Origin of the sequence: Sphingomonas sp. S6, from assembly GCF_043498045.1 — a bacterium.
Taxonomy (GTDB): domain Bacteria; phylum Pseudomonadota; class Alphaproteobacteria; order Sphingomonadales; family Sphingomonadaceae; genus Sphingomonas.
In genome coordinates, this window is sequence record NZ_JBIEOE010000017.1 from 14,813 (window position 1) to 32,351 (window position 17,539).

Consider the following 17,539-nt stretch of genomic DNA (forward strand, 5'->3'; position numbering starts at 1 on the left):
TCCAACCGGATCGGCAGGGCGGGTGGCGCGGAGGCAAACGATGCGATAGCGCCGCATGCCATGCCAGCCTCGACAGACGCCGCCCTCACCTGGCCCGACCTGACCGACCGCCCGCGCCCGGCGGCCGATGCCACCATCGCCTACGGCCCGGATTCGCTGCAGGTGATCGACCTGTGGCGCCCGGCCGCGGACGGGCCGCATCCGGTCGTCCTGATGGTCCATGGCGGCTGCTGGCAGACGGAGATCGCCGACCGGCGGCTGATGGACTGGATCGCGGGTGACCTGCGCGATGCCGGTGTCGCGGTGTGGAACATCGATTATCGCGGCGTCGACCGTAGCGGCGGCGGCTATCCCGGCACCTTCCGCGACGTCGCCGCTGCCGCAGATCGGCTGCGTGACGAGGCGGGCGCCCATGGGCTCGACCTCGATCGGATGGTCGCGGTGGGCCATTCGGCAGGCGGGCATCTCGCGCTATGGCTCGCCGCACGCCACCGACTGCCCGCGGGCAGCCCGCTCGCCAGCCCCGATCCGCTGCCGATCGCGCAGGTCATCAGCCTCGGCGGCCTGCCCGACCTTTCAGCCGTCGCCGCCAGCCCCGACAATGGATGCGGCACGGACGTGATCGCGCAACTGGTCGGCAACCGCCCGCACCCGTTCGCCGACACGTCGATTCCCCCGCTGCTGCCGATCGGCGCGCGGCAGATCCTCGTCAACGGGCGCGAGGACGCGATCGTCCCCTATCGCTTCGCCACCGATTATGTCGCGCGCGCGCAAGCCGCCGGCGACCCGGTCGAACTCCACACCATTCCCGACACCGGGCATGTCGCGCTCATCGCCCCCGGCACCGCTGCCTGGACCACCACCCGCGCGCTCGTCCTCGCCGCCCTCGCAAAGGAACCCGCATGACCCGCGACCAGGCCCGCGCCCTCGACGCCGCCGATCCGCTCGCCCGCTACCGCGACGCCTTCGCGCTGCCGGAGGGCGTGATCTACCTCGATGGCAATTCGCTCGGGGTCCTGCCCCGCGCCGTCACGCCCGCGCTCGCCGACACGGTGCAGCGGCAGTGGGGCGAGCGGCTGATCCGCAGCTGGAACGAAGGCTGGATCGACGCGCCGCAGCGCCTCGGCGGCCTGATCGCCCCGCTGATCGGTGCGCAGCGCCAAGAGGTCATCGTCGGCGACACCACCTCCACCCACCTGTTCAAGGCGATCGTTGCCGCGTTGCGCCACGATCCCCACCGCCGCACGGTGGTGAGCGAAGCCGGTAACTTCCCCACCGACCTGCATATCGCCGAAGGCGCGGTCGGCTGCGTCCCCGGCGCGCAGCTGAAGGTGGTGGCGCGCGACCAACTCGCCGACGCGCTCGACGACGATACCGCGCTGCTTCTCCTCACCCACGTCCATTACAAGACCGCCGATCGCTTCGACCTCGCCGACTGGACCGCCCGCGCACACGCCGCCGGCGCGCTGATGCTCTGGGACTTCAGCCACAGCGTCGGCGCCGTCCCGCTCGACGTGACCGCCGCCAACGTCGACCTCGCGGTCGGCTGCACCTACAAATACCTCAACGGCGGCCCTGGCGCCCCCGCCTTCCTCTACGTCGCCGAACGCCTGCAGACGGCCTTGGTCAATCCGATCAGCGGCTGGATGGGCCATGCCGAACCCTTCGCCTTCCAGGACGCCTATCGCCCCGCCGAAGGCATGCGCCGCTGGCTGGTCGGCACGCCGTCGATCCTGGCCATGGCCAGCTTGGAGGCCGCGCTGAGGCTATGGGCCGACATCGACCAGAAGACCATCGCCACGAAGAGCGCCGCGCTGTTCGATATCCTCCACACCGCCGGCACCGCCGCGGGCCTCGACTGCGTCAGCCCCACCGACCCGGCAAAGCGCGGCAGCCACATCAGCTTCCGTGCGCCCCACGCCTACGAATTGACGCAGGCGCTGATCGCGCGCGGCGTCATCGGCGACTTCCGCGCGCCCGACGTCCTGCGCCTCGGCCTGACGCCGCTCTACCTCAGCCATGAGGACGCGTGGCAGGCGGGCGAGACGATCCGACAGGTCATCGCCGACGAAAGCTGGCGCGATCCCGCTTATGCCATCCGCAACGCAGTGACCTGAACCGGTCAATCCTCGCCGAACAGATCCCGTTGCGCCTTGTCGAGTTCCTCGGCGTAGCGGCGGCGCACATACGGTTCGGAGAGGATGCCGAGCACGCGGTCGCCCTCGCCCACCACCGCCAGCTCGTCCGCACCTGCCGCGTCGAACGCCGCCATCACCGCCTTGATGTCCGCGTCGGGTGGCAAGGCGAGATCGTGATGGATCGCGAGGCTGCCGACGGGTGCGTCGACTGCCGCGTCCTCGCCATAGGCCCGCGCGGTCTGCACGATCCCGGCGTAGCGATCGTCGGCATCGGCCAAAACGACGCGACTGGTCGACCCGAGGGGAAACGCCCGCCGGAACGCGGCAACGCTGATATCGGCCGGCGTCGCGCGCTCGACGCGTCGCATCATCCGCCCCGCGGTCAGCGTCCGCATCCAGCCGACATCCCGCGCGCTCTTGATCGTTTCGCCACGCAGGTGAAGCCGCCAGGTCGAGAAGGAATAGCCGAACGTCTCGCGCACGATCGTCGAGGCGACGAGCACCGCGGCAAGGCTCGCCGCAGCGAGCGGCACGTCATGCGTCGCCTCCAGCACCAGCATCGCCATCGTCATCGGCCCACCCACCACGGCGACGGCGAGCGCGGCCATGCCGACGAGCGCGGCATTCTGCGGATCGACTACGGATTGCCCGGCCGCCAGCGCCAGCAGCCCGGCGAACAGATGCCCGAGCAGACTGCCGAGAAACAGCGAGGCAAAGAACAATCCGCCGCGAAAGCCGAACCCCAGCGACACGATCGAGCCCGCGCATTTCATCACGAACACCGCCGCGATGAAGGTCAGTGGCAAACCATATTCCAGATCGAGGTGAAGCGCGCCATGCCCCGCCGACAACACCTGCGGCGTCAGCAGCGCGAGCGGGATCAGCAGCACGCCGCCCAGCACTGGCCGCCACGCCGCCGGCATCGGCAGCCGCCGGGTCAGCGCCTCCATCTCGGCGACGCTGCGCATCAGCGCGACGCCGACCAGCGCGGCGATGGCGCCCAGCCCGGCGTAGATCAGGTAATGGTGCGTCGCCACCGCCTCGCCCGCGCTGGCGCTGACCAGATACGGTTGCGCGCCGAACGCCTGCGCCACCAGCACGCCCGACAGCGATGCCGCCGCGACGGGCGCGATCGCGGCGGGCGTATAAGCCCCGATCACGATCTCGAACGCATAAAAAGCGCCTGCCAGCGGTGCGCCGAATGCGCCGGCAATCGCGGCGCCCGTCCCCGCACCCACCAGCACGCGCAGGTCGCCGCGTCGCAGGCGCAGCCGCATACCGGCGATCGATGCCATCACCGCGCCCAGCTGCGCATAGGCCGCCTCCAGCCCCACCGAGGCGCCGAAGCCGTTGGACAGGATCGTCTGCCCCGAGATGACGAGGCTATCGGTCAACGACATCCGCCCGCCGTGCAGCGCATTCGCCTCCACCGCGTCGATCATCCGCCGGGTTCGCGCGCGCGTGATCCAGGAAAAGCCGACGAGCGCCAGGCCGCCCAAGGGCAGTGCCAGCAGCGCGAGCGGTGCGAGATGGTCTGCCGCGCTCAGCCGCCCGCCGTTCGGCAGCGCGAACAGCCAATGCTGCAACGTCCGCGCGATCGCGCCCTGCACCACGCTGAGCAACCCGGCGACGCCGCCGACTACGACCGCCAGCCCGATCAGCACCGCCTCGCTCGCGCGCGCCCGCCGCCGCACCCAGGACGACACGGTGCGCACCAAAGTCATCAGTCGTGGACGTTTGGAAAGGCGAAGCCGCGCAGGTTGATCGTCAGCTGCATCGTCACCGCATGGTCCATCTGCGCCCGCGCGTTCGTCCGTCCGGGCCGAAACTGGTTCAGATATCCCACGTCCATGCTCATCCGCTTGCCGATCGGCACCACGACTCCGGCGATATTACGCATGCGTTCGTACCCGCTCCGCTGTCCCCAGCCGGTGGAATTGGGCAGGTAGAAGCTTTCGTGGCTGACGAACAACGCCCAGCCCTTGGGGCGCAGCTTGTAATTGTAACGCACCAGCGGCCGGATGCGGATGCCGACGCCGGGCCCGCGCGGGTTGAAGCGCTCGTCGATCCGGAACCGCGTTACGACCGGTCCGAATGTGCCCACCACCTGCTGGCGGATGCGATCCTCGTCCGCCCCCGTATTCCCGTTATGCGCACCGACCTTGCGGTAGCCGAAGCCGAGTTCGAGCTGCTTCGTCACTTTCAACCCCAACAGCGCTCCGAATTCGGTCTGATACAGCCCATCCTGACGATCGCTGAACCGGGCAATCTGCTCCAGCGTCACGCGCAGATCGTCGGTCAACGGTACGTTGGTGTTCACCTGCGTCCACACCTGTCCATCCTGCTGCTGTGCGGCGGCGGGACCGGCAGTGGCCAGCCACACACAGGCCGTCACGACATACAGTGATCGGAAGCGGACGCGCTGCGGCAACATCGGCGGCGCTTAGGCGATGATGGGGCTGATGTCATGAGCATCTTGACGGCAAATCCTACCAGGCAGATGGTGTATCAGATCAGAGGGGGAGGATCGCCGCTATGCGGGCATCTGGTGCAGCCGTGTGTATCGCCATCACCATGCTCGCGGGGTGCAGCAAGGCCCCGGACACTAATGACGCTCCCGCCGCGTCCGATACCGCGGGTGCCCCCGGCATCGCTGTCACCGCAGCACCGGGTGTCGCGTTCAACTATCGCTACGGCTTCCGTCTGCCGCCCCGTGCCATTGCCGCCGTGCAGGAAGCACATGCCAGCACCTGCGAAAAGCTGGGAATCATGCGATGCCGGATCACCGGCATGGACTATCGCGTCGTTGGCGAGAACGACATTCGGGGCAGCCTGCACTTCAAACTCGACCCCGCGATTGCCCGTGCCTTCGGCAAGCGCGGCATCGACATCGTACAGGACGCGAAGGGCACGCTCGTCAGCGCCGAGATCACCGGCACGGACGCCGCCGAGGCGATCGAACGCGCTGGCGGCACCCAGGCCGAGGCCGCCGCGGCGGTTGCCCGCGCCGACGCGGCACTGGCCCGCAGCGACGCCAGCGCGGAAGAGCGCGCCGAGTTGCAACGCCAGCGCGCCGCCGCGGCGACCGCGGCACGCGACGCCGCCGCAACAGCCGCGGACAGTCGCGCCAGCCTCGCCCGCACGCCCATGACCTTCGACTATGAATCGGGTGATGCCGTGCGCGGCTTCGACACCAGCGCGCCGCTTACCAGCGCCCTCGACACCATGGTCGCGTCAGGTCAGGTCACGCTCGCCGTACTGCTCGGAATCGTCGCGATCTTCGGCCCACCGGCGATCGTCTTCGTCATCGGCCTGCTGCTGTGGCGGCGGATGCGCAGGCCCGTCGCGCGCTGGCGGCGGGAGGCGGACGGCTAAGGCGTCCCTTGCGCGATTGCACCTCCCGCCCCCTTCCCCTATAGGCCCGCCCATTCCGGCCCCGGCGCGCGGCTCACCCGCGCCGCCGGGGCTGCCTACTTTCAGGGGAAGTCGCGCATGGCTCGCCGCCGCCAGATCTACGAGGGCAAGGCCAAGATCCTGTACGAGGGCCCCGAGCCCGGCACGCTGATCCAGTATTTCAAGGACGATGCGACCGCGTTCAACGCCCAGAAAAAGGGCACGATCAGCGGCAAGGGCGTGCTCAACAACCGCATTTCCGAGCATGTCTTCACGCTGCTCGATGCGATCGGCGTGCCGACGCACTTCATCCGCCGCCTCAACATGCGCGAGCAGCTGATCCGTCAGGTCGAGATCGTCCCGATCGAGGTCGTCGTGCGCAACGTCGCCGCCGGCTCGCTGTCGAAGCGCCTCGGGATCGAAGAGGGCACCAAGCTGCCCCGCACGATCATCGAATATTATTACAAGGACGATGCGCTCGGCGATCCGATGATCTCCGACGAACATATCGCCGCCTTCGGCTGGGCCAGCCAGGACGAGATGCACGACATCGCGGATCTCGCAATCCGCGTGAACGACTTCCTGACCGGCCTGTTCGCGGGAATCGGCATCCGTCTGGTCGACTTCAAGCTCGAATTCGGCCGCATCTGGGACAATGACTACGGCCGCATCATCCTGGCGGACGAGATCAGCCCCGATGGCTGCCGCCTGTGGGACATGGAATCGAACGAGAAACTCGACAAGGATCGCTTCCGCCGCGACCTGGGCGGCGAGGCGGAGGCCTATCAGGAGGTCGCACGTCGTCTGGGGCTCATGCCCGAAGGCGAAGACAGCGCCGTGCTCGACCTCGATTCCCACCGCAAGCGCCGGGGCAAGTAACCGATGAAACTCCGCATTTTCGTGACCCTCAAGCCCGGCGTTCTCGATCCGCAGGGCCGCGCCATCCACCACGCCCTCGGCAGCCTCGGCTTCGAAGGCGTCGAGGACGTGCGCGCCGGCAAGATGTTCGAACTCGAAGTCGCCGATGCGACCAGCGACGAGGCGATCGACGGCATGTGCCGCCAGTTGCTCGCCAACACCGTGATCGAGAACTTCCGGGTGGAGCGCGTTTAAGATGAAGACCGCCGTCATCGTCTTTCCGGGATCGAACTGCGACCGCGACCTCGCCGTCGCGCTGGAGGCGGTGACCGGCACCAAGCCCGCGATGGTCTGGCACGCAGACACGGCACTGCCCGACGGCGTCGGCCTAGTCGCCGTGCCCGGCGGCTTCTCCTACGGCGATTACCTGCGCTCGGGCGCGATCGCAGCACGCTCGCCGATCATGCAGGCCGTCGTCGAAGAGGCAGGCAAGGGCTTGCCCGTGCTCGGCGTGTGCAACGGCTTCCAAGTGCTGACCGAAGCCGGCCTGCTGCCCGGCGCGCTGATGCGCAACGCCGGCCTCAACTTCGTCTGCCGCGATGTCGCGCTGACCGTCGAGAATGCGCAATCGGCCTTCACGAGCCGCTACCATGCGGGCGAGACGATCCGCGTGCCAGTCGCGCACCACGACGGTAATTACTTCGCCGACGCCGACACGCTCGACCGCCTCGAAGGCGAAGGTCGCGTCGCCTTCCGCTATGGCGAGACCGTCAACGGCTCCGCGCGCAATATCGCCGGCATCCTCAACGCCGCCGGCAACGTGCTCGGCATGATGCCCCACCCCGAACGCAAGATCGAATCGGCGCACGGCGGCACAGACGGCCGCCGCCTATTCGAAGGCGTGCTAGAGACGATCGGGGCTTAATTAAGCTACGCAGACGCTACCGTGTGCACGAGGCTCGTCAGCCGCCCGAACATTCGGCCTGCCTATGGCCGCGCTCATTTCAAGCGGAAGGCTGGTGGGCGCCAGTATCGGACGCAGTTCTGGCCAGTTTCCCCGTTAGGATGGCGACCGAAGCTCGCCAGTAGCTCGGTTCACCGCCCCTTGGCCCTCATCAGACCGGCCGCGAGGGTCTTCCCGGGCTGTGAGGCTTTTTAACTGCGCCAATCAACGCAGGAAGAGAGCGAAGGGGACGGCAGCCCGCCCCCTCCCCAATTAGCCGTGGCAGGGGCAACCCGCGTGGTCGCAGCCGGCCGACTGCTCGTGGTGGTTGGCGCAATTGTCGCTGCAAAAGGCGCGGCCTTCGGCCTGCACGGCACCCTGCGGGCTGACGATGCAGACGCAGTCTGCGCAGGCACACTTCACCATGTCGACGTTGACGCTCATGATTCTATTCCTCGTGATGATGGTCTTCGGGTTCAGATACGTGGTCCATCATGTTGGTGAGCATGGTGCGCACGTGGCAGTCTGGCAGATCGTAGAAGACGTTCCGCCCGCTACGCTCCTGCTTCAGCAAGCGCCCCGCGCGCAGCAGCCGTAGATGCTGCGACACCAGGCTCTGACTGATGCCGACCTCTGCCGTCAGATCGCCGACCGTGCGCGGCCCGTCGAGGCACGCCGCGACCAGCCGCAGCCGGTTCGGTTCGCCCAACAGCCGGAACAGTTCGGCTAGCTGTGTGCTCTCGTCCGCTGTCATACATCCTTCAACACATGAACACATCCTAATATGTTCATGTGTTGATCTATGTCAAGCTGCAATGTGGTTGATCGCAGCAGCCGGCGTGGGTTTCCGCTGGCACAGCCGCAGCCATGCGCGCCGCATCGCGCAGCATTCGGAGGTTCGTGGCGGTCGGCGACGAGGGACGACATCGACGGACGCGTGCATGCGTCAGCTGGTTTATCAAGGATCGAGGGCGAACGGGATCGGTGCGCGAGGCGATGCGGGTGCCGAAGTGCTTTACTGACGACCTAAGCGCGCGCGCCTTTATCGACACTGCGGCTTACGCTTCGCATCACCGCTCCTCGCGCTGCTTGGCCGCAACGGCGCGGACGATAAAGTCAGGCACTAGCACGTTCTCGGTCTGCAACCGCGCGTGCGACCCCTTGATGAGCACGGCGTCCATATAGGCAATGTGACGGCGATCGAGCTCCTGATTCGAGCTCTCCACCGGCTTGCCGCCGGCCCCTTTCACCTCCAGCCAATACAGACGGCGCGGCTCATCCGGCGCGGTGAACATCGCCTCGAAATAGGTCCGCTCGCGCCCCAGCGTCGCCACCGCCTCGCGATGATGGCTGCGCAGATAGTCGATCCACTCGCGGAAGGTGGCTTCGCTTCCCGCCTTGCGGTCGAAACGGTGCAGCGTCACCTCAACCGGGCGCAACGGCTCCGGCGGTGATTGCGGCACTGCCGCGCCGAGGCAGAGGGTAACGCCGATGCCGGCGACTATGCCGAGCGCGAAGGATCGATACCGTGTCGTGATGCCGCGCACCTCAGAAGTCGACAGCGAGGTAGGCGGTAGCCATCCTCTGCGGGACGTAGTCGAAGGTCGACGGGCCATAATAATCCCACGCATAGACGTTGAAGAGATTGCTGACCGAGACCCGCAGCGTCGCGCGGTTCTTCCCGATCGCGAAGCGATAGCGGCTGCCGATGTCCACAAGCGTGCGCGCAGGGATGAACAGGTCATTATTCACCGTGGAGGCGACACGTCCCTGATGATTGACGGCACAATCAAGGGATAGCGCCTCGAAGCCGGGCAGGCGCCAGTCGAGATTCAGATCGATGGAGCGCAGGGGCACGCCAACCGGGCGCTTGCCGGTCTGCCCCGATGTTCTCGCTTCGCCCGTCACCTGCGGATCCAGGACGACGCCGCCCAATGCCATGCTGAGGCCGTGAACGGGTGTGCCGGACAGCGACGCCTCCATCCCTCGATTGCGGATGTCGCCGAGCCGCGTGAAAAGCCCCGTCGGATCGAGGCTGAGATAGGGTTTCCGCACGTCGAACACGCCTGCCGCCAGCTTCACGTCGCCGGCGATGTTCCAGCGCACCCCCGCATCGCGCTGGCTGGTCAAGATGGCGGGCAGAGGCTGGTTGCGGTTGGTGGCGTTCTGCGGCGGCAGACCGGCCTCTTCCAGCCCTCGCGTATAGCCCGCGTAGAAGGCGACGCGATCGCCGGCGTAGATCGCACCGGCTACGTTGAAGAGCCAGGGCCGGTCCCGCGTTTGGAGCACGGGCTGGTCGGGACGTTGAAAACGCTTGGCGTAGTCCGTCCTCGACAGGCCGGCGCTCAATTCGCCGATGCCGCGCCACCGCCCGGTATAGGCGATGCCGCCGAACCACTGCCGCACCCGATCCCGGCTGTACGCACCATAAGCGATCGATGGCTTGGCGAAGTCCAGCGGATCGCCGAGCCGCACGTCGCCGAAATCGAGAAAGGCGGAACCGCCGACGCGCTCGTCGCGGGCCCGACCGCGGGCCGACAGGCTGATGTTGTGGACACGTGGGCCATCGACGATCGTGTGTGTCACACGCACTTCGCCCGACACCGAAACCCGCCGATAGGGTGGGTCTGAAAAGGCGATATAGCGGGCGCGGCCGTCAGGCGTGATCTGGTCGAGAAAGGTGAAAATGTCCGCCCTGCTCGCGGAAAGCGCTCGAAATAAGCCGATTTCGATCTTCCACCCGCCCGCGAACGCTGCGCTGCCGGTGAGGCCCGCCGTCTCTGATGGGCCGGCGTACACCGCCCAGGCAGGGCCGTAGAAAACGCCACGCGGGATCGGTGGCGGCAGATAAGGGCCTGCCGTGGTCAGAAGCGGACCGACCTTGCTGTCGTCGATGTCGGACCGTCCCCAGAAGGGGAGCAGTTCGATACCCGGACGCGGTCGCCACCGTAGGGTCAGGCCTTCGACATGCTGCCGGCTGGTGGCTCCGTTATTGAAGACGTGGTCGTACAGGCCAAGCCCCGCGCCTAGCGACAAGGCATCGCCGGCAAGCGGCAGCTCGGCATCGAACTCCAAGCTCTTGTCGCCCAGGCTATTGAGACCGACGGTGGTCGACAACAGCGCTTGGTTGCCCGGGCGGCGCAACGCGTAGTCCACAACGCCAGTCGGCGCGGGGAAGAGGTATCCCTGGGCGGACAATCCCACCTTGATGCTGGTGGATCGGCGGATGCGCTCATTGGGCGCAGCGGTCTCATCGAAATAGAGTCCGTCGATCCGCGCATTGCCGGCAGCGATCGGGGAGAAGCCGCGCACACTGCCGCTGTTGTAGATGCCGATCGTCTCGCGACCGATGGTGGTCCCGAACGCATCCTGCGCCTGTCGTACGGCGTTCTCCTCCGCCCGGCCCTGCGGCACCGTCGGCGCCGACGGCGTGACCTGGACAGAGGGCTGCTGCGCCGCGGGCGGCGGCGCGGCCACGTGCGGCGCCGTGGCTTGGGCAAGCAACCACCAACCGACGGGAACTGCGGTCATCCGATCAGCTCGAACCGTCCGCGCTCGGGCGAAAAGCGAACGGCGTCCGTGTCGAACGCGCGGCCGACATGGCCCGCCACGATCAGGTCGGCTGCCGGTCCGACTACCAATCCCCCCGTGCCGTCGAGCAGCCATACAGCGTCGGCGAGCTGCAACGACAGGTCCAGATCGTGACTGGAGAGCAATACGGTCGTGCCGGTGGCGCGCGCATGCGCGCGCAGCAGTGCCATCGCCTCGACACGTCCCGGCAAATCGAGAAAGGCGGTGATCTCGTCGAGCACCATGAGCCGTGGCGCCTGCGCGATGGCGCGTGCAATCATGACCCGCTGTCGCTCGCCATCGGACAGGCCGTCGAACGGTCGAGCGGCGAAGGACGTGGCACCCGCCTGGGCAAGCGCCTCGACCACCCGCTCATCGTCCTCCGCTGACAGCCGCCCCTGCCAGCCGGTGAACGGCTGGCGTCCCATCGATACGACGTCGGTAACGGTCAGCCCCGGGCTCAACACGCGCTCGGTCAGTACCACCGCGATGGCCCGCGCGCGGGCCTGCGGTCGCATCGCGGCAATATCTTCGTTGCCCAGCAGCGCGCGACCGTCCCGCGCAGCCTGCAGGCCGGCGATCGTCCACATAAGCGTCGACTTGCCGGCACCGTTGCGGCCGAGCACGCAGACGAAGCTGCCCGCCGGCGCCTCCAAAGTAAGATCGGCAAGCACGGTTCCTCGCGGGCCGACGTAACCGACGCTCAGCTTATCCAAACACAGCATCAGCCGCTGCTCCGCATTGCCGGGGCGAACACGAGAAGCGCGATCACCACCGGCGCGCCCACCAGCGCCAGCACCGCATTGAGGTGCAGGAAATGCTGTTCCCACGGCAGATGCACGATGAAGTCGGCGCCGAGCGCCAGCAGCGCGCCGGCAAGTCCCGCCAGGGGTATGAGCGGCAGGATGCGGGCGGTACGCGCCAGCCGGCGGGCGAGGTGCGGGACGATGAGCCCCACGAAGGTGACCGGGCCGCACAAGGCTGTCACCGGCGCTGCGAGCAGGACCGTCGCTGCCAGGATCGATCGACGCAGGCGCGGCACGTTCGTGCCCAGGCTCGCGGCATAGGTTTCGCCGAGCAGCAGTGCCGTTAGTCCCTTCGCGTTCACGACCGCCAACGCCAGTCCGCAAGCGACCGGCAACACCAACCACGGCAGGTCGGCGGTGGTCGCCGCCGAGAATGTGCCGTCATCCCAACCCGAGAACACGCGCCCGCCGACCCGGCTGGCGAAGTGCAGTATGACGCTCACCAGTCCCTGTGCGGTGAAGCCGAGCATCAGACCGACGACGAGAAGCGTGATGTTGCCGACCCGGCGCGCCAGTGCGGCCATCGCGGCGGCGGTGGCCGCGACGCCGATCACCGCGCCGAGCGTGAGACTCAATCCTGCAAAGGACGTCAGGAAAAGGAGCGCGGCCGGGCCGGCGAACGCCGCGCCCGCGACGGCGAGGCCGACACCGAGCTGTCCGCCCGCGACAAGCCCCAGCGACCAGGCGTCCGCCATCGGATTGCGGAACAGCGCCTGCATCAATGTACCGGCGACTCCCAGCGCGCCGCCTGCCACGACCGCGGTTAGGACACGGGGTAGGCGGATCGCCCAGACGATCTCGGACAAGGTGGGATCCCCGAATCCCGTCATGGCGCCGATGACGTCCAGCGGCGAGAGTGTGACTTGACCATAGCAGAGCGACGCGGCCGCAAGGACAAGGATACTCAAAAACAGCGCACTGGCGCCCGTTACGCTACGAGCCATGGCCGACCCCCGTGCTGTTGCCTGCCCGCTGATCCTGCCGCACCCACGTGGCGGGCCAGCCGCGCAGTTCGGGGTGCAGCATCCGCGCGTAATCGCGGAGCAGCAGGTCAGGTCGGAGCGCGCCCCGTTCGAACAAGTCGAACGCGTCCGCCCCCGGCTTTACCCCGCCATCGGCGGCGAACACGCATCCGTCACGCCAGGCACGCATATGCGCGAGGAACCGTTGATCTCCGAACCGCTTCGAAATCGGATCGCGCCATAGCCAGCAGTCGGCCTTGCTACCGTCCGTCAGCAACCTTTCGGATGCCATCTGCATCGTGTCGTCCAAGCGCGGGTCGTCGGGCCGACGCATGACGTTGATGCCACCCGCGTCTTCGAGCAGACGATTGGCGGCACCGCGAACGGTCACCATCCATGTGTCGCCGTTCATCCACCAGGCGGAAAGCACGCTGCGCCTGGGCAAGGCGGCGACGGCCCGCTTGACCTGAGCGACACCGTTCTCAACCATGGCGACAAACCGCTCGCCCTGCCGCTCCCGTCCGGTCAGCATGCCGAACAGCCGCGCGTATTGTACAGGGCCCAGATAGTCCGATTCGTTCGCCATGAAGACAGGCATGACCGGTATACCCATCGCGATCGCGCGGCGCATGGCGTCCGCATGTGCCGGATCCCCGATCGTCATGAGGAAGACATCGGGTTTGGCCGCGAGCAAGACGTCGAGGTTGGGAGGCGAGTGCCACCCATAGCCGATCTGGCCGATCTTCCCCTGTTTCACCCGCTCGCGGATGGCATCGTCGTAGGACTTCGTGCCGCCCACCGCGACCAGTCGGTCCGCCGCGCCGATGGCGCTCAGCAGCGCTTCACTGCCACCGTAATTGACTGCGATACGCTCCACTGGCGTGCGCACCATGACCGCACCGGCAAGATCGCCGGTCAGTGCAGGCGCCTTGACGCTTTTGGGCACGAGCACAACGCGCACCCGCTGCTCCGGGCCATTCGCGGCACCGCCCCAGGTGACGATATTGGCGTGCAGATCGACGATCCGGTACCCATCCCTTTCGACTACGCTGAACGTTCGGGTGTGGGGGATCGGGATCGGGCGACCGACGGCGGGTGTCTCGGTCGCCTGCTTGCCGCACCCGGCAAGAAGAGCGATCAGGAACGCAATCAGCCAACGCATCAGAAGCTCGCCCTTACAGTGGCCCGGAACTGGCGCGGAGTGGACGGGGTCGCATAGGTCGGTTGCGTATCCGTCCCGAAATAAGAGTAGATCTCGCGATCCAGGACGTTCGTCACCGCCAGATCGAGTGCCAGCGGCAGCCGCGTCGGCAAGGCGATCGTCGCGCTGAGATTGAGCAGCTCGTAGCCGCCATTCTCGACGCGATTGTCACCGGTGATCGGGTAATCGCCATAGACGTAGAGGTCGGCGCGACCATTCAGCCACGACGCGAAACGCCGTTGCGCGCTGAAGTTGAAGATGTGGGTCGGGACACCGGCCGGACGATTACCCGTCAGGTCGACCTCACTGGTCGCACCGGGCACTCGATATTCCCGCCATACCGCGTCGACATAAGAGTAATTGGCGGAAATGCTGGTGCCGCGATCCGGCCGCAGGACGGCGGAAAGCTCCAGCCCCTGGCTACGGTAGCGTTGCCCGGTCGTCAGAAGGGTCGATGGACCATTTGGATCGGGGTTCGTGGTTGTGACGAGCCGGTTGCGCTGGTCGTAGCGGAACAGTGCAGCTTCCCAGGCAAGGATACCGGAGCCCGTCCTGCCCTTGTAACCGACCTCGTAGCTGTCGATCGTCATCGGCTTGAGATCGAGCTGATATAAAGCCGGATCGAAGTAGAAGAGCGGTCCGAAGTTGGAGCTAAAGCCCCGCCCATAGGAGGCATAAACCGTGCCTCGTATTCCATCGTCGCGCTCACCCAGTCGATAGGCGACGCTCGCCTTGGGCGAAAAGGCGTTCTCCGATGCCGACAGGCGCCCTCCCGGACTGAAGGCCGCCTCGATGGGACGGAAGACAGCGCGCCGGCGGAAGTCGTCATAGCGTAGGCCGAGGGTCACGGTCAGCCGGTCGGTCGCGGCCCATTCGTCCTGAAGATAGGCCCCCCAGAACCGGTTTCGCACCGTTCCGTCGGTCAGAAGGAAGTTACGCTGGAAACACGGCGCATCGGCGTTCAGCACCGCGCCGGTCGCGTAATTGATATCGATCTGAAAGAAGCGGAACCCGCATTGCGGCGTGAAGCCATATTCCCCGGACCAGAAATCGCGTTCGTCCATCCGAGCACGCTCGACATTGCCACCGGCCACGATCGTGTGGGCGCCCAGGCGCGCCGTAAGCTGTGCATCGCCGATCCAGACACTGCTCTCGTCCTGCCGGGCAAAGCCGTTGACCGCGTAGGTCTCGGCCTGCGGATCGACGCTGCCACTGAGGTAGAGATTGAAGCTGTTGGTCCGGTCGAACCGACGATGCTGCCCGGTCAGCACCAGCTCGACATTGCTTCCGAAGCTGTGCCTTAGCCGAAGAGCGCCGATTCCTCCCTTGGTATCCAAGTCGTTGGGCAGGTAACCGATGTAGCCGCGACGACCTCCTGCAACGGCGACACGGGTACCGTCGCCAAGCAGGGGAATGTTGCTCGGCACCTCGACCTGCCGATCGAAGTAGTTGCCATAGGCGGTCAGCGTGGTGTCTGCGCCGATCGGCACGACGACCTTGCCGAATAGGTTCAGCACCTTTCGACGAGAGTTTTCCCGCCAGCCGCCGTCATCTTCGTAGAAGCCGGAGAGGAGCATCCCACCCCCATCGCCGAACATCTTCCGCTCGAGGGTCGCTTCCCCGCGAAAATAGTCGTACGTCCCTGCCGTCAGCGAAGCGGTCGTGCTGTCTACACCCGGGCTGCGCGTGATGTAATTGACCGCGCCGGCGGTCGCCCCGCGCCCGTACAGCGCGGATACCGGTCCACGTACGACTTCGGTACGGCTGATCGCCCCGTAGGGCAGCTGGTTGAGCAACACCTGCTCATCCGGACCGACGAACGGTATGCCATCGATAAGCGCGAGGAAGGTATCGCCCCCAGCGCTGCCGGTCACCCCGCGAAAGGAGAATTGCAACGCATCTTCGGCATCCCCGTCGGTACGGCGAAAGAAGATTCCGGGGATGCCGCGAAACTCATCGCTTCCGATCGTCAGACCGCGTCGACGCAGGTCGTCGTTGTCGACCACGGTGATCGCTGCAGGTACGTCGATGAGCGACTTTTCGGTCCGTGTCGCCGTGACGACGATATCGTCCGGATTGGCCTTCTGGTCGTCAGCCACCTGCGCCAACGCCGTGCCTGGCAGCATCGACAAAGCCGCACCAATCACCATCGTAACGGATCGTCTCGTCAAAGCGCCCCTCCCCCAGACCGCGGCAACGTATGATATGAGATATCATTACGCAAGCGTCTCGAGATAGCGTGCCCGGTTAGCTTAGTAATTCAAGGCGATAACGCCCATCCAATCCTGTCTGCCCAGCACTGAGCCGATCGTCTGTGCATGCGCCCGTGGATCAAGCTGACAATAGTGCGGCTGGACGGGAGCAGCGTCACTGGGAGGGATCGCCAGACGGCTCCGAGCTGACTCCGCAGTGCGCTATGCTCTAGTGAATCTCTGGCGAGTTGGCGTCTCGACCGGCCGCCGGAGCCCCCCAAACCACCCAGAAAGCTGGCGCGCCCGGCAGGATTCGAACCTGCAACTCCAAGCTTAGAAGGCTCGTGCTCTATCCAGTTGAACTACGGGCGCGCAAGGCAGCCCCGGTAGCGCGTTGCGTGGGCCGGGAAAAGCCATAGAGTGCGCCGCCATGGACACGGGGCACGAACGGGCGGTCGATGCGAGCGCGCTGCCGGGGCAGGCGTTTCGCTATTATGATTTCGTGATGGCGGCGTTCGTCGCGATCCTGCTGCTGTCGAACGTCATCGGCGCGGGCAAGGTCGCCCAGGTAACGCTGCCGGGCATCGGGCCCTGGCCGTTCGGCGCCGGCATCCTGTTCTTTCCCGTCAGCTACGTGATCGGCGACGTGCTGACCGAGGTCTATGGCTATGCCCGCGCGCGCCGGGTGATCTGGGCAGGCACCGCCGCGGTCGCGTTCATGGCGTTCATGAGCTGGGTAGTCGTCGCCCTGCCGCCGGCGCCGTCCTGGGGCAATCAGGCGGCCTATGCCGTCATCTTCGGCCAGGTGCCGCGGATCGTGCTGGCGAGCGTCCTCGCCTTCTGGGCGGGCGAGTTCGTCAACAGCTACGTCATGGCACGCATGAAGGTGTGGACCGGCGGCAAGCATCTGTGGACCCGCACGATCGCCTCGACCATGTTGGGCGAAGGCGTGGACAGCCTGATCTTCTATCCCGTCGCCTTTTTGGGCGCAGAGGGCTTCACGCCGCAGTTGGTCGTGACCGTGCTGTTTACGCAATGGGCGCTGAAGGTGGCGTGGGAGGTGGTGCTGACGCCGCTGACCTATATCGTCGTGGGCGCGCTGAAGCGGGCCGAAGGCGTGGACGTGTTCGACCGGGGCACGGACTTCACGCCGTTCCGCGCGCGGGTCTGATCGATTGCGCCATGCCGCGAGGCCCCCTCGGCCAGCGGAAAAGACAACGTTCAGCGCCGCCGCATGGCGCTCTACAATACGACCGCGGCGATGCGCGTCATGTGCAGTCCGCGCATGACATTGGCACGACGCGTACGGATGGCATCCGCCGTCCCTTCCCTCAACAATTCGTGACAGGACCCGACACACTGAAGGAAGGGATTCACTTTTAGCTCTTAATCAGTCGGTTATGGCTACAAGTGCGCCCCTGCCCTCAACCCCTGCGCTGCCCGCGAGGCGCGCCATTCGGCTGCAACTTTCGCGGA

The 17,539-nt window shown here is 66.5% G+C and carries 17 protein-coding genes and 1 tRNA gene; 7 read left to right on the forward strand and 11 right to left on the reverse strand.

The genetic code is table 11. The annotated features are described in order from the left end of the window. Nucleotides 1-60: 60 nt before the first annotated feature. Both ACGVWT_RS16760 and kynU read left to right on the forward strand, forming a co-directional pair. Complete coding sequence (locus tag ACGVWT_RS16760) at nucleotides 61-906, forward strand: alpha/beta hydrolase (RefSeq protein WP_315463031.1); 846 nt, start codon at nucleotides 61-63, stop codon at nucleotides 904-906. Beyond that, a complete protein-coding gene (gene kynU, locus ACGVWT_RS16765; RefSeq protein ID WP_315463032.1) occupies nucleotides 903-2,117 on the forward strand; it encodes a kynureninase in 1,215 nt (404 codons plus the stop codon). Before ACGVWT_RS16760 ends, kynU begins: the two co-directional genes overlap by 4 nt. 5 nt (nucleotides 2,118-2,122) lie before the next feature. Here the strand turns inward: kynU and ACGVWT_RS16770 are convergent, their stop codons facing one another. Beyond that, nucleotides 2,123-3,862: a chloride channel protein gene (locus tag ACGVWT_RS16770; protein ID WP_315463033.1), complete on the reverse strand. Its 1,740-nt coding sequence runs from the start codon at nucleotides 3,860-3,862 to the stop codon at nucleotides 2,123-2,125. Beyond that, the gene (locus ACGVWT_RS16775; protein ID WP_315463034.1) at nucleotides 3,862-4,572 is read right to left on the reverse strand and encodes a DUF2490 domain-containing protein; all 711 of its coding nucleotides are present in this window, start codon (nucleotides 4,570-4,572) and stop codon (nucleotides 3,862-3,864) included. Before ACGVWT_RS16775 ends, ACGVWT_RS16770 begins: the two co-directional genes overlap by 1 nt. A 101-nt stretch (nucleotides 4,573-4,673) precedes the next feature. On the opposite strand from ACGVWT_RS16775, the gene ACGVWT_RS16780 reads away from it, so the two are divergent. The 4 genes from ACGVWT_RS16780 (at nucleotide 4,674) to purQ (ending at nucleotide 7,314) form a co-directional block, all read left to right on the forward strand. Continuing rightward, nucleotides 4,674-5,513: a hypothetical protein gene (locus tag ACGVWT_RS16780; protein ID WP_315463035.1), complete on the forward strand. Its 840-nt coding sequence runs from the start codon at nucleotides 4,674-4,676 to the stop codon at nucleotides 5,511-5,513. Nucleotides 5,514-5,630: 117 nt separating this feature from the next. Beyond that, a complete protein-coding gene (gene purC, locus ACGVWT_RS16785) occupies nucleotides 5,631-6,410 on the forward strand; it encodes a phosphoribosylaminoimidazolesuccinocarboxamide synthase (RefSeq protein WP_043060658.1) in 780 nt (259 codons plus the stop codon). 3 nt (nucleotides 6,411-6,413) lie between these two features. Beyond that, nucleotides 6,414-6,644 (forward strand): phosphoribosylformylglycinamidine synthase subunit PurS, encoded by a 231-nt coding sequence (gene purS, locus ACGVWT_RS16790; RefSeq protein WP_315463036.1) that lies wholly within the window; start codon nucleotides 6,414-6,416, stop codon nucleotides 6,642-6,644. Nucleotide 6,645: 1 nt separating this feature from the next. Continuing rightward, nucleotides 6,646-7,314: a phosphoribosylformylglycinamidine synthase subunit PurQ gene (gene purQ, locus ACGVWT_RS16795; RefSeq protein ID WP_315463037.1), complete on the forward strand. Its 669-nt coding sequence runs from the start codon at nucleotides 6,646-6,648 to the stop codon at nucleotides 7,312-7,314. Nucleotides 7,315-7,605: 291 nt separating this feature from the next. Here the strand turns inward: purQ and ACGVWT_RS16800 are convergent, their stop codons facing one another. The 9 genes from ACGVWT_RS16800 to ACGVWT_RS16840 form a co-directional block, all read right to left on the reverse strand. After that, nucleotides 7,606-7,776 carry a metallothionein gene (locus ACGVWT_RS16800; protein WP_116462658.1) on the reverse strand — a complete coding sequence of 57 codons (171 nt, stop codon included), beginning with the start codon at nucleotides 7,774-7,776 and terminating at the stop codon, nucleotides 7,606-7,608. 4 nt (nucleotides 7,777-7,780) lie between these two features. Beyond that, on the reverse strand, nucleotides 7,781-8,086 hold the full coding sequence (locus tag ACGVWT_RS16805; RefSeq protein WP_116462657.1) for a helix-turn-helix transcriptional regulator: 306 nt from the start codon (nucleotides 8,084-8,086) through the stop codon (nucleotides 7,781-7,783). 316 nt (nucleotides 8,087-8,402) lie between these two features. Beyond that, entirely contained in the window at nucleotides 8,403-8,879 is a 477-nt protein-coding gene (locus ACGVWT_RS16810; RefSeq protein ID WP_315463038.1) for a DUF6176 family protein, read from the reverse strand. Nucleotide 8,880: 1 nt separating this feature from the next. Beyond that, nucleotides 8,881-10,863 carry a TonB-dependent receptor gene (locus tag ACGVWT_RS16815; protein WP_394427412.1) on the reverse strand — a complete coding sequence of 661 codons (1,983 nt, stop codon included), beginning with the start codon at nucleotides 10,861-10,863 and terminating at the stop codon, nucleotides 8,881-8,883. Then, nucleotides 10,860-11,627, reverse strand: a complete 768-nt coding sequence (locus tag ACGVWT_RS16820; protein ID WP_315463040.1) for an ABC transporter ATP-binding protein — start codon at nucleotides 11,625-11,627, stop codon at nucleotides 10,860-10,862. The genes ACGVWT_RS16815 and ACGVWT_RS16820 overlap by 4 nt, the downstream gene beginning before the upstream one ends. Next, entirely contained in the window at nucleotides 11,627-12,652 is a 1,026-nt protein-coding gene (locus tag ACGVWT_RS16825) for an iron ABC transporter permease (protein ID WP_315463041.1), read from the reverse strand. The genes ACGVWT_RS16820 and ACGVWT_RS16825 overlap by 1 nt, the downstream gene beginning before the upstream one ends. Next, nucleotides 12,642-13,832, reverse strand: coding sequence for an ABC transporter substrate-binding protein (locus ACGVWT_RS16830; RefSeq protein ID WP_315463042.1), 1,191 nt, complete (start codon nucleotides 13,830-13,832; stop codon nucleotides 12,642-12,644). The genes ACGVWT_RS16825 and ACGVWT_RS16830 overlap by 11 nt, the downstream gene beginning before the upstream one ends. Then, nucleotides 13,832-16,021, reverse strand: coding sequence for a TonB-dependent siderophore receptor (locus tag ACGVWT_RS16835; protein WP_315463043.1), 2,190 nt, complete (start codon nucleotides 16,019-16,021; stop codon nucleotides 13,832-13,834). The genes ACGVWT_RS16830 and ACGVWT_RS16835 overlap by 1 nt, the downstream gene beginning before the upstream one ends. A gap of 337 nt (nucleotides 16,022-16,358) precedes the next feature. Next, nucleotides 16,359-16,435 (reverse strand) — tRNA-Arg (locus tag ACGVWT_RS16840). Nucleotides 16,436-16,493: 58 nt separating this feature from the next. On the opposite strand from ACGVWT_RS16840, the gene ACGVWT_RS16845 reads away from it, so the two are divergent. After that, on the forward strand, nucleotides 16,494-17,234 hold the full coding sequence (locus ACGVWT_RS16845) for a queuosine precursor transporter (protein ID WP_315463044.1): 741 nt from the start codon (nucleotides 16,494-16,496) through the stop codon (nucleotides 17,232-17,234). Nucleotides 17,235-17,539: the final 305 nt, after the last annotated feature.